The organism is Pseudomonas sp. LBUM1647 (genome assembly GCF_059716175.1).
Genome location: NZ_CP166809.1, coordinates 5,555,610 through 5,569,845 on the forward strand (window position 1 = coordinate 5,555,610; position 14,236 = coordinate 5,569,845).

The window sequence follows — 14,236 nt, forward strand, 5'->3', positions numbered from 1 at the left end:
GCAGCTCCTCAGCCTTATAGACAGGAAAGCCAATCAATGCCGCAGGTGGATCCCGAACTCTTCGACCGAGGCCAGTTCCAGGCTGAACTGGCCCTGAAGGCAAGCCCGATCGCGGCCTTCAAGAAGGCGATTCGCCAGGCCCGCGAGGTGCTCGACGAGCGCTTTCGCAGCGGCCGCGACATTCGCCGGTTGATCGAGGATCGCGCCTGGTTCGTCGATAACATCCTGCAAAAGGCCTGGGAGCAGTTCAATTGGAGCGAAGACGCCGACATCGCGCTGGTCGCGGTCGGCGGTTACGGTCGCGGTGAGCTGCACCCTTATTCCGACATCGATTTGCTGATCCTGCTGGACAGCGCCGATCACGAAGTTTTCCGAGATTCCATCGAGCGTTTTCTGACGCTGTTGTGGGACATCGGTCTGGAAGTGGGCCAGAGCGTTCGCTCCGTCGACGAATGCGTCCAGGAGGCCCGCGCCGACCTGACGGTCGTCACCAACCTGATGGAAAGCCGCACCATCTGCGGCCCCGAGCGCTTGCGCCAGCGCATGCTGGACGTCACCAGCACCGCGCACATGTGGCCGAGCAAGGACTTCTTCCTGGCCAAACGCGCCGAGCAGAAGGCCCGTCACCACAAATACAATGACACCGAATACAACCTGGAACCCAACGTCAAAGGCTCTCCCGGCGGCCTACGGGATATTCAGACGATTCTGTGGGTGGCCCGTCGTGAATACGGCACCCTGAACCTGCGGGCCCTGGCCGGCGAAGGTTTCCTGGTCGAGAGCGAAAACGCGCTGCTGGCCTCCTCCCAGGAATTCCTGTGGAAGGTTCGTTACGCCCTGCACATGCTCGCCGGCCGCTCCGAAGACCGCTTACTGTTTGATCACCAGCGCACCATCGCCGGGCTGCTGGGCTTCAAAGGCGATGACGCCAAGCAAGCCATCGAAAACTTCATGCAGCAGTATTACCGGGTGGTCATGAGCATTGCCCAGCTCAGCGACCTGATCATCCAGCACTTCGAGGAAGTCATCCTCGCGCCGGAAGACGAAGCGCCACCACAGCCGATCAACTCGCGGTTCCAGCTGCACGACGGTTACATCGAGGCGCGCAACGACAACGTATTCCGCCGTACACCGTTCGCCATGCTGGAAATCTTCGTACTGATGGCCCAGCAGCCGGAAATCAAAGGCGTGCGCGCCGACACCATTCGTCTGCTGCGAGAAAACCGTCACCTGATCGATGACGATTTCCGCAACGATATCCGCAACACCAGCCTGTTCATCGAACTGTTCAAGTGCAAGATCGGCATCCACCGAAACCTGCGCCGGATGAACCGCTACGGCATTCTTGGGCGCTACTTGCCAGAGTTCGGCTTCATCGTCGGGCAGATGCAGCACGACCTGTTTCACATCTATACGGTCGATGCTCACACCCTGAACCTGATCAAACACCTGCGTAAGTTGCAGTACACCCAGGTGTCGGAAAAATTCCCGTTGGCCAGCAAGCTCATGGGCAAACTGCCCAAACCCGAGCTGATCTACCTGGCCGGCCTGTACCACGACATCGGCAAGGGCCGGCATGGCGACCACTCGGAAATCGGCGCCGTGGATGCCGAAGCCTTTTGCCAGCGCCACCAATTGCCGGTGTGGGACAGCCGCCTGATCGTCTGGCTGGTGCAGAACCATTTGCTGATGTCGACCACTGCCCAGCGCAAGGACTTGTCCGACCCACAGGTCATCCACGATTTCGCACAGACTGTCGGCGACGAAACCCACCTCGATTATCTGTACGTGCTGACCGTCGCCGACATCAACGCCACCAACCCGACGCTGTGGAACTCCTGGCGCGCCAGCCTGTTGCGTCAGCTCTACACCGAGACCAAGCGTGCCTTGCGTCGTGGCCTGGAGAACCCAGTCGATCGCGAAGAACAGATCCGCCAGACCCAGAGCGCAGCACTGGACATTCTGGTGCGCGGCGGCACCGATCCGGACGACGTCGAGCAGCTTTGGGCGCAATTGGGTGATGACTACTTCCTGCGCCACACCGCCGGCGACGTGGCCTGGCACAGCGACGCGATCCTCCAGCAGCCGGCCGACGGCGGGCCGCTGGTGCTGATCAAGGAAACTACCCAACGCGAGTTCGAAGGCGGCACGCAGATCTTCATTTACGCCCCGGACCAGCACGACTTCTTCGCCGTGACCGTGGCCGCGATGGACCAGCTCAACCTGAACATTCACGACGCCCGGGTCATCACCTCCAGCAGCCAGTTCACCCTCGACACCTACATCGTGCTCGACACCGACGGCGACTCGATCGGCGATAACCCGGCGCGGGTCAAACAGATTCGCGACGGTCTGACCGAGGCCCTGCGCAACCCGGACGACTACCCGACCATCATTCAGCGTCGGGTGCCGCGCCAGCTCAAGCATTTCGCGTTTGCGCCACAGGTGACGATCCACAACGACGCCCAGCGTCCGGTGACCGTGCTGGAACTCAGCGCCCCCGACCGCCCAGGCCTGCTGGCACGCATCGGCACGATCTTCCTGGAGTTTGATCTGTCGCTGCAGAACGCCAAGATTGCAACCCTCGGCGAGCGCGTGGAAGACGTGTTCTTCATCACCGACGCGAACAACCAGCCGTTGTCCGACCCATTGCTGTGCAGCCGCTTGCAGGATGCAATCGTCGAACAGCTGAGCGTCAGTAACGAACCCGATATCAAACTGTCGCGCATCAGCATCTGAATTAACAAAATTTCCCCCTGTGGGAGCGAGCCAAGTGGCGAGGGGATTTATCCCCTCGCCACTTGGCTCGCTCCCACATTAGATGAGGCCCCTTATGAACACCGCTCTGAACCAGTTGCAGCCCTACCCGTTCGAGAAGCTCCGCGCCCTGCTCGGCAGCGTCACGCCAAACCCGGACAAGCGTGCCATCGCGCTGTCCATCGGCGAGCCGAAACACCGTTCGCCAAGCTTTGTCGCCGAAGCCCTGGCAAGCAATCTGGATCAGATGGCCGTGTACCCGACCACCCTCGGCATCCCGGCCCTGCGTGAAGCCATCGCTGCGTGGTGCGAACGTCGTTTCAGCGTTCCAAACGGCTGGCTCGACCCGGCGCGCAATGTGCTGCCGGTCAACGGCACTCGTGAAGCGCTGTTCGCGTTCACCCAGACCGTGGTCAACCGTGGCGACGATGCACTGGTGGTCAGCCCGAACCCGTTCTATCAGATCTACGAAGGCGCCGCGTTCCTTGCCGGGGCCAAGCCGCATTACCTGCCGTGCCTGGATGAAAACGGCTTCAACCCGGATTTCGACGCCGTTTCCCCAGACATCTGGAAACGCTGCCAGATTCTGTTCCTGTGCTCGCCTGGCAACCCGACCGGCGCGCTGATCCCGGTCAAAACCTTGAAGAAGCTGGTCGCCCTGGCCGACGAGTACGACTTCGTGATCGCCGCCGACGAGTGCTACAGCGAACTGTACTTCGACGAACAAACGCCGCCGGCCGGCCTGCTCAGCGCCTGCGTGGAACTGGGCCGCAAAGACTTCAAGCGTTGCGTGGTGTTTCACAGTCTGTCCAAGCGCTCCAACCTGCCAGGTCTGCGTTCAGGCTTCGTGGCCGGTGATGCGGACATTCTCAAAGGCTTCCTGCTCTATCGCACCTACCACGGCTGCGCGATGCCGGTTCAGACCCAACTGGCCAGCGTTGCCGCGTGGAATGACGAAGTGCACGTGCGCGCCAATCGTGCGCTGTATCGCGAGAAATACGATGCAGTGCTGGAAATCCTTAGCCCAGTGATGGACGTGCAGCGTCCGGATGGCGGTTTCTACCTGTGGCCGAACGTTGAAGGCGATGATGAGACGTTCTGCCGTGATCTGTTTGTTGAAGAGCATGTGACGGTCGTTCCGGGGTCTTATCTGTCTCGCGAAGTGAACGGTTTAAACCCCGGCGCAGGCCGAGTGCGCATGGCGCTGGTTGCACCACTGGCGGAATGCATTGAGGCCGCAGAACGTATTCGCACGTTTATTTTACGCAACAAATAACTCATAAAAGCTCCGCACTATGCAATGTAGTGCGGAGCACTATCAACCAAGCTATTTATTTAATAACACCTCCACACCCAGCACAAAAAAAATGCAATACCCTCATCTAAAAAATCAACCTACATATAACTTTCGCCAACCAATTGACGACACCACGCAATACACACTATAAAAACCTACCTAAACATCAGATAACAGCCAAATCACATAGCTAAACAAACCAATGAATCTCCACTAACAGAGACTTCAAACAACACACACTCACAAGGATGATGGGCATGGACTATGTAAGTGCATTGAGCCCGATGACATTCAGGCTTCTTATGATGCGGCAACTAATGAAGATCCAGCGAACGCCCCCCAGACAGCCCCGGGGGGTCGACAAAAACGCGCTGTAGGTGACCACACCAAGTTCTGGAAAAGAGGCCGAACACTAAAAGTGGCGTTCCTGAGCAACAACCCATGGTTCATCGACTCCACAAAAGGAGCAATCCACCAATGGATACCTTACGTCTTTGACGTTCGTATCCGTTTCGTCGAAGGAAGGGAGGGTGATATCCGGATATCTGACAAGTTCAGTTCAGGAAATTGGTCCTGTCTTGGCACTGACGCACTGACTGTACCGAAAGATGAACCGACCATGAATTTGCAATGGCAAGGACTGGATGAAGTCTTCTTCGGTAATGTATTGCATGAGTTTGGCCATGCGCTTGGACTTGAACACGAGCATCAACATCCAGATGCCAATATTAACTGGAACGAAACTGCCGTTTACGAATTCATGAGTCGAACACAAAAATGGTCAAGAAAGGCGATCCGTTTCAACCTGTTAAGAAAATTAGAAAAATCAAACACTAGAACATCGCCTTATGACCGCACCTCAGTCATGCACTACCCTATCCAGGCTGAACTTACTCTAGACGGTGTAGCGATAGCGCGTAACAACCGCTTATCTGCAAACGACGCAAAGCTGATGACAGGTATTTACAGCGGACGATAACCTGAACACTGTCAGGGGCAGACAAGCTGTCTCTGGCAGTCAATATAAAGTTACACATTATAGAGCCTTACATTTCATCCACGAACAGATTCCTTCCTATGCTGTTTTTTGTGGCGCAACGTTAAGCGCTCAACGAATCCCTCAAAATGACACTTCACGGAAGAAGTTAAAAATGAATAACCTCGAAAACTGCACGCTCACCCAATGGCCGGACTATCAGGAGTCGTACGACGCCGCCGTCAATGAAAACCCAGCCAATGCTGATTCAACCGTCAGGTCTCGACGCAAGCGCTCTCTGATCAATTACTCAAAGCTGTGGGCAAACGGACGCACACTCAAGATCGCGTTTATCGACGGCCCCGCCGATGAACACAAACAGAAGATCATCAAAGCAGCACGCCAATGGCTGCCCCATATCAATCTGAGCTTCGACTTCGTTGACGGGCTCGAAGGTGATATCCGAATCGCCACAAAAAACAATGACAACAGCTCAATGCTGGGCACCGACGCGTTGTTGATTCATCCCGACTGGCCGACCATGAACCTGGGGGTTAAACCCAAGCATGAAGACTTCGAGGTGATCGTGACTCACGAATTTGGTCACGCCTTGGGAGCAATGCACGAACATCAACACCCCGAAGCCAAGATCCCTTGGGACAAACCGAAGGTGTATGAGTTCTACCAGAATAGAGAGATGAATCCACTGACCAAAGAGCAAGTCGATAGAAATCTCTTTGAGCCCTTCAATACAATCGAAGCGATTTATACGCCTTACGACAGAAAGTCGATCATGCACCACCCAGTGGCGAACACCCTGACATTGGGCGACTGGGAAGTCCGTATCAATCGCAAGATCAGTAAAAAAGACAAACAGTTAATGAAACTGCTCTATCCCAAGCGCTGAAACTGCACGCTTTAAAACGATCGAAAACATCAGCATCGTTACTTAAGCCAACGAACGAACGCGACAAAAAAATCACAACTTCAATATGCAAACTATAAGTCAATCAATTATGAACACTATTCCTCCATGCAAAATGATCCGCCCCATTGATGAACTCGCCTCCTACGACGCTGCCATCCTGGCAAACCCCAACAACGCCCAACGCTCTTCCGCGGGCCGGCGTATCAAGCGTGCCATTGGCACCTGGAGCAAATTCTGGGGTAACGGCCAGACGCTAAGAATCGCGTTCGTCGATACTCCAACTCAAACGAAAAGGCTTGCCATCCAAGCGTTGGTCAAGCAATGGCAACCCTCTGTCAACTTGCATTTCGAGTTTGTCGACGGGGGCGAAAGTGAGATCAGGATTTCAACATCCAGCAAAACAAACGACTCGGCAGTGGGAAGTGATGCGCTGTTGTACGAACAACACGAACCGACGCTGAATCTGAACATTGAAATCGACCATCCAGAATTCGAAGCGACTGTATTGCATGAGTTCGGTCACGCGTTGGGTCTGCAGCACGAGCAGCAGCATCCAAAAGCGAACATTCCCTGGGACAAACCGAAGGTTTACGAGTTTTATAAAACCCACTATGGGTGGCCCGAGAAAGACACGGATCTTAACGTCCTGACGCCCTTTGGAGGCAGCGACCATCTATGGGGCAGCTACGACAAGGATTCGATCATGCACTACCCAGTCCCGAACGAACTGACGACAGAGGATTGGGAAGTGGGTATCAACACCAAAATCAGCATGCTGGACAGGCGAGTCATGCGCAAAGCCTATCCAAAAAGTCGACCGATCGACGCTAACTAACTCCAGCAAACGCGCAGGCTGAGCATTTTCCTGAATGACGTCACCATTCACCATGGCGGGCTACTTAACCGATCCCAGATTGGCCTCACTCAAATCCAGCTCACCCAACACCTCCCGCAATACGTCATCACCAATCTGATGATGACGGCTGAGGCTATACAACTCCAGGCGTTGCGCCCGCAACGCCCCGGCGGCAATTTGTACCCGCGGCAACGACAGCGGGATCATCCGACCAACCAGACGGGAAACGCCGACCAGCATCAACATGATCAGGACGGTATAGGCGATTTGCATAAAGCGCGGTTCCCAGACAATCGACAGCATTGAAGTGCCATATTTGCCGCTTAGACTGCGGGCTGGCCGTTACACCGATGTCGCATGCCTGAAATACTGCAGTCCCTGTGGGAGCGAGCTCGCTCCCACAGGGTTTTGCGTTTTAACTGAACGGTCATGGCATAATCCGTCACCTTTAATTTCCAGCACCTGCAAAGGGGGCAATTCCTTGACCGTTTCAAGCAAAACGTTGCACCTTTTCGGCATCAAAGCCTGCGACACCATGAAAAAGGCGCGCACCTGGCTCGATGAACACGCTGTCAGCTATGACTTTCATGATTACAAAGCGGCCGGAATCGACCGCGAACACCTGACCCAATGGTGCGACGAGCACGGCTGGCAAGTGGTGTTGAACCGTGCAGGCACGACCTTTCGCAAGCTCGACGACGAACGCAAAGCCGATCTCGACCAGCCGAAAGCCATCGAACTGATGCTCGCACAACCCTCGATGATCAAGCGCCCGGTGCTTGATCTCGGTGACCGAACCCTGATTGGCTTCAAGCCAGATATCTACGCGGCAGCGCTCAAGTAAGGCAGCCCGTTCCATTTTGTTAGAGGTATCAACATGTCCACTACCCTGTTCAGCCTGGCCTTTGGTGTCGGCACTCAAAACCGTCAAGGCGCATGGCTGGAAGTGTTTTACGCACAGCCATTGCTCAACCCGTCGGCCGAACTGATCGCGGCCATCGCGCCTGTTCTGGGCTACACCGAAGGCAATCAGGCCATCGCGTTCAGTACCGCTCAGGCGTCGCAACTGGCTGAAGCCCTGAAAAGCGTCGACGCTGCCCAGGCTGCCTTGCTGACCCGTCTGGCCGAGAGTCACAAGCCGCTGGTCGCCACTATCCTGGCCGAAGATGCTCAGCTGACCTCCACCCCTGAGGCTTACCTCAAGTTGCACCTGCTGTCCCATCGTCTGGTCAAGCCGCATGGCCTGAACCTGGCCGGCGTGTTCCCGCTGCTGCCGAACGTGGCATGGACCAGCCAGGGCGCAATCGACCTGGCCGAACTGGCCGAGCATCAACTGGAAGCCCGTCTGCGTGGCGAGCTGCTGGAAGTGTTCTCGGTGGACAAGTTCCCGAAAATGACCGACTACGTGGTTCCGGCCGGCGTGCGCATCGCTGACGCGGCACGTATTCGTCTGGGCGCTTACGTCGGCGAAGGCACCACCGTGATGCACGAAGGTTTTGTTAACTTCAACGCTGGCACCGAAGGCCCGGGCATGATCGAAGGCCGCGTTTCCGCTGGCGTTTTCGTCGGCAAGGGTTCGGACCTGGGCGGCGGTTGCTCGACCATGGGCACCCTGTCGGGCGGCGGCAACATCGTGATCAAGGTCGGCGAAGGCTGCCTGATCGGCGCGAACGCCGGTATCGGCATTCCGTTGGGCGATCGCAACACTGTTGAATCGGGCCTGTACGTGACCGCTGGCACCAAAGTGGCGCTGCTGGACGAAAACAACAAACTGGTCAAAGTCGTGAAGGCGCGTGAACTGGCCGGTCAACCTGACCTGCTGTTCCGCCGCAATTCGGAGACCGGTGCCGTGGAATGCAAAACCCACAAATCGGCGATCGAACTGAACGAAGCGCTGCACGCTCACAACTAAGTGCCGCAGGCACCTGTGGGAGCGACGGTGCGACGATTCGACTTGCTCGCGATGCTTTTTGGCGCCCTGACGGACGCCATCGCGAGCAAGTCGAATCGTCGCACCGTCGCTCCCACAAGGTCCGGTGTACACCCGCCCATGTTTACCAGGGCCGAACAACATGATGATTCCCTCTCCCTGGCGCGCCGATTTTCCGGCCATCGCCGCATTGCAACGGCAAGACCAGACCTATCTGGACAACGCCGCCACCACGCAAAAACCTCAAGCCCTGCTGGATGCCCTGGCGCATTACTACGCCAACGGCGCGGCCAACGTGCATCGGGCTCAACACTTGCCCGGCGCCCACGCCACCCAGGCGTTCGAGGCCAGCCGCAGCAAAGTCGCCCATTGGCTCAATGCCGGCGATTGCGGGCAGATCATCTTTACCCATGGCGCAACGTCTGCGCTGAACCTCCTGGCTTATGGCCTGGAACATCTTTTCAATCCGGGCGATGAAGTTGTCATCAGCGCCCTGGAGCATCACGCCAATCTGTTGCCGTGGCAGCAACTGGCCCACCGTCGCGACCTGAAGCTGGTGATCCTGCCACTGGACGCCGACGGTTTGATTGATCTTGATGCTGCCGCGCAGTTGATCGGTCCGCGAACCCGTTTGCTGGCGGTCAGTCAGCTGTCCAACGTGCTCGGCGCCTGGCAGCCGTTGCCCGCCCTCTTGACGATGGCCAAGGCGCATAACGCGCTGACCGTGGTCGATGGCGCCCAAGGCGTGGTCCACGGTCGGCACGACGTGCAGGCGCTAGGTTGCGACTTCTATGTATTTTCCAGCCACAAGCTATATGGCCCCGATGGTCTGGGCGTGCTGTTCGGTCGCAATGAAGCGCTTGAGCAACTGCGCCACTGGCAATTCGGCGGCGAAATGGTGCTGGATGCGGACTACCACAGCGCACGGTTCCGCCCGGCGCCCCTGGGATTTGAGGCGGGTACGCCGCCGATTGCCGGTGTGATTGGTTTGGGGGCGACGCTGGATTATCTTGCGGGGCTTGATCAGGACGCCGTGTCCGCCCATGAAGCAGCGCTGCATGACTATTTGCTCAAAGGCCTTGAAGCACGCAACGGCATTCGGTTGCTGGGCAAGCCGCAACTGGCACTGGCCAGTTTTGTCGTCGAGGGTGTGCATAACTCTGATTTGGCGCATTTGCTGACCGAACAGGGGATCGCGGTGCGCGCAGGTCATCACTGCGCCATGCCGTTGCTCAAGCGTTTTGAGCTGGCTGGGGCGATCCGGGTGTCGTTGGCGCTGTACAACGATTCCGAAGATTTGGAGCGGTTCTTTGAAGCGCTGGATCAGGCGCTGGAGTTGTTGCGATGAATTTGCCTGCCGATGCGGCTACGGCGCTGGAGACTTTTCAGAATGCTGCCGGCTGGGAGCAGCGGGCGCGGCTGTTGATGCAATGGGGCGACCGTCTGCCGGCGTTGAGCGATGTGGAAAAGGTCGATGCCAACCGCGTGCATGGCTGTGAAAGCCAGGTGTGGTTGGTGGGTGAATTGCAGGATGGTCACTGGCAGTTTGCTGCGAGCAGCGATGCGCGGTTGATTCGCGGGTTGGTGGCGTTGCTGCTGGCGCGGGTTAACGGGTTATCAGCGGTTGAGTTGCAGGAGGTGGATTTGCCGGATTGGTTCAATCAGCTTGGACTGAGCAGACAGCTATCTCCGTCGCGCAGTAATGGCCTCAATGCCGTGTTGCAGCGGATGCGTGAGTTGGCAGGCTAATCGCAAATCCCTGTAGGAGCTGCCGAAGGCTGCGATCTTTTGATCTGTAGCGCGATTACTGACGCCGAAAATCAAAAGATCGCAGCCTTCGGCAGCTCCTACAGGACTCCTCTTTAAACCTCGGGTTTAATGCGATCCGCCGGCCGCCGCACACCCGCCACAATCTTATCCACAGCCTTGGTCGCCGCGACCATGCCAAACGTCGCCGTCACCATCATCACTGCCCCAAAACCACCCGCGCAGTCGAGCTTCACACCGTCCCCGACAAAACTCTTCTGCAAGCAAATGCTGCCATCCGGTTTCGGGTAGCGCAGTTGTTCGGTGGAAAATACGCATGGCACGCTGTAATGACGGGTCACGGTGCGTGAGAAGTTGTAATCCCGGCGCAAGGTCGAGCGCACTTTCGAAGCCAACGGATCATTGAAGGTCCGGTTCAAATCGCAGACCTGAATCAACGTCGGATCAATCTGCCCGCCTGCACCGCCGGTAGTGATGATCTGGATCTTGCGACGCTTGCACCAGGCAATCAGCGCCGCCTTGGCATTCACGCTGTCGATGCAATCAATGACGCAGTCGATGTTCGGCGTGATGTATTCGGCCATGGTCTCGCGGGTGACGAAATCCGCCACCGCGTGCACGGTGCAGTCCGGGTTGATCCCGCGCAGGCGCTCGGCCATCACGTCAACCTTGGGTTTGCCGACGGTGCTGTCCAGCGCGTGCAACTGACGATTGGCGTTGCTGACGCAGACGTCGTCCAGGTCGAACAGCGATATCTCGCCCACGCCACAACGGGCGACGGCTTCCGCCGCCCAGGAACCGACGCCACCGACGCCGACGATCGCCACGTGGGCCGCGCGCAAGCGCTCCAGGCCGTCGATGCCATACAAACGGGCGATGCCTGCAAACCGCGGATCTTCTGTACTCATGACCATTACCCCAAAAACCGGCGCGCATTATAGGGCCACAGTGCGAGAACTTTTAACCTTCCGGCGACAAGTGAAAGAACTTATGTGAAACCAGAGTGCCCAATGTCGGGCGTTTCCCTGTTCGCTGTACGGTCAGAGAACCTCCAGTGTAGGATGCGCGCCCCTGCCCCCTGGCAGCCAGCCGCAAACCGTTCCTTCGTTCCACAGCCTTTGGAACCCGAAAAAGCTATGTCATCGCGTAAATTTGGACTCAACCTGGTCGTGGTGCTCGCCATCGCTGCCTTGTTTACCGGCTTCTGGGCGCTGATCAATCGCCCGGTCACCGCCCCCAACTGGCCTGAACAGATCTCCGGCTTTTCGTACTCGCCGTTCCAGCAAGGGCAGTACCCGCAAAAAGAGCAATATCCGACCGACGATGAAATGCGTCTCGATCTGGAGATCATGAGCAAGCTGACGGACAACATCCGTACTTACTCGGTCGATGGCAGCCTGGGTGATATCCCCAAGCTCGCCGAAGAATTCGGTTTGCGCGTGACGCTGGGTATCTGGATCAGCCCGGACCTTGAGCGCAACGAGCGTGAAATCCTGCGCGCCATTGACCTGGCCAATACCTCCCGCAGCGTGGTTCGCGTGGTGGTGGGTAACGAGGCGATCTTCCGTAAGGAAATCAACGCCGAACAATTGAGCGTGATCCTTGATCGCGTCCGCACGGCAGTGAAAGTACCGGTGACGACCTCCGAGCAATGGCACGTCTGGGAAGAAAACCCGAGCTTGGCCAAGCACGTCGACTTGATCGCCGCCCACGTCCTGCCGTACTGGGAGCATGTTCCGATGGAGCAGTCCGGGCAGTTCGTACTCGACCGGGCCCGTGACCTGAAAAAGATGTTCCCGAAAAAACCGCTACTGCTGTCGGAAGTCGGCTGGCCGAGCAACGGCCGTATGCGCGGTGGCGCCGACGCGTCGCCGGCAGACCAGGCGATTTACCTGCGCACGCTGGTCAACAAGCTCAACCGCCAGGGTTTCAACTACTTCGTGATCGAAGCCTTTGACCAACCGTGGAAGGCCAGTGACGAAGGTTCCGTGGGCGCTTACTGGGGCGTTTTCAACGCCGCGCGCCAGCAGAAATTCAACTTCGACGGCCCGGTAGTCGCGATCCCGCAATGGCGCGTACTGGCGGTCGGTTCGGTGGTTCTGGCGCTGCTGTCCCTGACCTTGCTGATGATCGACGGCTCGGCCCTGCGTCAACGCGGCCGCACCTTCCTGACCTTTATCGCCTTCCTTTGTGGATCGGTACTGGTGTGGATCGGTTACGACTACAGCCTGCAATACAGCACCTGGTTCAGCCTGACGGTCGGTTTCCTGCTCGCCCTCGGCGCACTCGGGGTCTTTATCGTACTGTTGACCGAGGCCCATGAACTGGCCGAAGCGGTCTGGACCCACAAACGCCGGCGCGAATTCCTGCCGGTGGTCGGCGATTCGGACTACCGACCGAAAGTCTCGATTCACGTGCCTTGCTACAACGAGCCACCGGAGATGGTCAAACAGACCCTCAACGCCCTGGCCAACCTCGACTATCCGGATTTCGAAGTCCTGATCATCGACAACAACACCAAGGACCCGGCGGTCTGGGAACCGGTGCGCGATTATTGCGAAACCCTCGGCCCGCGCTTCAAGTTCTTCCACGTTGCACCGTTGGCCGGTTTCAAGGGCGGCGCGTTGAATTACCTGATTCCGCACACCGCCAAGGATGCCGAAGTGATTGCGGTGATCGACTCGGACTACTGCGTCGACCCGAACTGGCTCAAGCACATGGTGCCGCACTTCGCCGATCCGAAAATCGCCGTGGTGCAGTCGCCACAGGATTACCGCGACCAGAACGAAAGCACCTTCAAGAAGCTCTGCTACGCCGAATACAAAGGTTTCTTCCACATCGGCATGGTCACTCGTAACGACCGTGACGCGATCATTCAGCACGGCACCATGACCATGACCCGGCGCTCGGTGCTCGAGGAACTGGGCTGGGCTGACTGGTGCATTTGTGAAGATGCCGAGTTGGGTCTGCGTGTATTCGAAAAAGGCTTGTCGGCGGCGTATTACCACACCAGCTACGGCAAAGGCCTGATGCCCGATACCTTTATCGACTTCAAGAAACAGCGTTTCCGCTGGGCTTACGGTGCGATTCAGATCATCAAGCGTCACACCGCCAGTTTGCTGCGCGGCAAGGACACCGAGCTGACCCGTGGCCAGCGTTACCACTTCCTCGCGGGCTGGTTGCCGTGGGTGGCGGACGGCATGAACATCTTCTTCACCGTGGGCGCCTTGTTGTGGTCGGCGGCGATGATCATCGTGCCGCAGCGGGTCGATCCACCGTTGTTGATTTTCGCGATCCCGCCATTGGCGCTGTTCGTGTTCAAGGTTGGCAAGATCATCTTCCTGTACCGCCGTGCGGTGGGGGTCAACCTCAAGGACGCATTCTGCGCGGCACTGGCCGGTCTGGCGTTGTCGCACACCATCGCCAAAGCGGTGCTGTACGGTTTCTTCACCAGCAGCATTCCGTTCTTCCGCACCCCGAAAAACGCCGATAACCACGGCTTCTGGGTGGCGATTTCGGAAGCTCGCGAAGAAATGTTCATCATGCTGCTGTTGTGGAGCGCGGCGCTGGGGATTTTCCTGGTGAACGGCCTGCCGAGCAACGACATGCGCTTCTGGGTGACGATGTTGCTCGTGCAATCATTGCCGTACCTGGCGGCGCTGATCATGGCGTTCTTGTCTTCGCTGCCGAAACCGGCCGCCGAGCCTGAGCCTGCAACGGCATAA

12 protein-coding genes are annotated in these 14,236 nt (G+C 57.6%); 10 read left to right on the forward strand and 2 right to left on the reverse strand.

Annotated elements, in window-relative coordinates; all coding sequences use genetic code 11:
• Positions 1-36: 36 nt before the first annotated feature.
• The 5 genes from ACA059_RS25630 to ACA059_RS25650 all read left to right on the forward strand — a co-directional run bounded on the left by ACA059_RS25630 (position 37) and on the right by ACA059_RS25650 (position 6,793).
• On the forward strand, positions 37-2,739 hold the full coding sequence (locus tag ACA059_RS25630) for a [protein-PII] uridylyltransferase (RefSeq protein ID WP_497631444.1): 2,703 nt from the start codon (positions 37-39) through the stop codon (positions 2,737-2,739).
• A gap of 94 nt (positions 2,740-2,833) precedes the next feature.
• Complete coding sequence (dapC, locus tag ACA059_RS25635) at positions 2,834-4,033, forward strand: succinyldiaminopimelate transaminase (RefSeq protein WP_497631445.1); 1,200 nt, start codon at positions 2,834-2,836, stop codon at positions 4,031-4,033.
• A gap of 439 nt (positions 4,034-4,472) precedes the next feature.
• A complete protein-coding gene (locus ACA059_RS25640) occupies positions 4,473-5,033 on the forward strand; it encodes a M12 family metallopeptidase (RefSeq protein ID WP_497631446.1) in 561 nt (186 codons plus the stop codon).
• A 172-nt stretch (positions 5,034-5,205) separates the two neighbouring features.
• Positions 5,206-5,937, forward strand: coding sequence for a M12 family metallopeptidase (locus ACA059_RS25645; protein ID WP_497631447.1), 732 nt, complete (start codon positions 5,206-5,208; stop codon positions 5,935-5,937).
• A 109-nt stretch (positions 5,938-6,046) separates the two neighbouring features.
• Complete coding sequence (locus ACA059_RS25650; RefSeq protein ID WP_497631448.1) at positions 6,047-6,793, forward strand: M12 family metallopeptidase; 747 nt, start codon at positions 6,047-6,049, stop codon at positions 6,791-6,793.
• Between the two features lie 60 nt (positions 6,794-6,853).
• Here ACA059_RS25650 and ACA059_RS25655 read toward each other — a convergent pair whose 3' ends face one another.
• Positions 6,854-7,087: a hypothetical protein gene (locus tag ACA059_RS25655; RefSeq protein WP_497634756.1), complete on the reverse strand. Its 234-nt coding sequence runs from the start codon at positions 7,085-7,087 to the stop codon at positions 6,854-6,856.
• A 208-nt stretch (positions 7,088-7,295) separates the two neighbouring features.
• On the opposite strand from ACA059_RS25655, the gene ACA059_RS25660 reads away from it, so the two are divergent.
• The 4 genes from ACA059_RS25660 to ACA059_RS25675 all read left to right on the forward strand — a co-directional run bounded on the left by ACA059_RS25660 (position 7,296) and on the right by ACA059_RS25675 (position 10,493).
• Positions 7,296-7,658 carry an ArsC family reductase gene (locus ACA059_RS25660; protein WP_415771126.1) on the forward strand — a complete coding sequence of 121 codons (363 nt, stop codon included), beginning with the start codon at positions 7,296-7,298 and terminating at the stop codon, positions 7,656-7,658.
• Between the two features lie 33 nt (positions 7,659-7,691).
• Complete coding sequence (gene dapD, locus ACA059_RS25665) at positions 7,692-8,726, forward strand: 2,3,4,5-tetrahydropyridine-2,6-dicarboxylate N-succinyltransferase (RefSeq protein ID WP_497631449.1); 1,035 nt, start codon at positions 7,692-7,694, stop codon at positions 8,724-8,726.
• Positions 8,727-8,886: 160 nt separating this feature from the next.
• Positions 8,887-10,092, forward strand: coding sequence for an aminotransferase class V-fold PLP-dependent enzyme (locus tag ACA059_RS25670; RefSeq protein WP_497631450.1), 1,206 nt, complete (start codon positions 8,887-8,889; stop codon positions 10,090-10,092).
• Complete coding sequence (locus tag ACA059_RS25675) at positions 10,089-10,493, forward strand: SufE family protein (RefSeq protein WP_497631451.1); 405 nt, start codon at positions 10,089-10,091, stop codon at positions 10,491-10,493. The genes ACA059_RS25670 and ACA059_RS25675 overlap by 4 nt, the downstream gene beginning before the upstream one ends.
• Before the next feature lie 113 nt (positions 10,494-10,606).
• On the opposite strand, the gene tcdA is transcribed toward ACA059_RS25675, so the two are convergent.
• Positions 10,607-11,419 carry a tRNA cyclic N6-threonylcarbamoyladenosine(37) synthase TcdA gene (gene tcdA, locus ACA059_RS25680; RefSeq protein WP_497631452.1) on the reverse strand — a complete coding sequence of 271 codons (813 nt, stop codon included), beginning with the start codon at positions 11,417-11,419 and terminating at the stop codon, positions 10,607-10,609.
• Between the two features lie 228 nt (positions 11,420-11,647).
• Here tcdA and ACA059_RS25685 point away from each other — a divergent pair, with 228 nt between their 5' ends.
• A complete protein-coding gene (locus ACA059_RS25685; RefSeq protein WP_497631453.1) occupies positions 11,648-14,236 on the forward strand; it encodes a glycosyltransferase in 2,589 nt (862 codons plus the stop codon).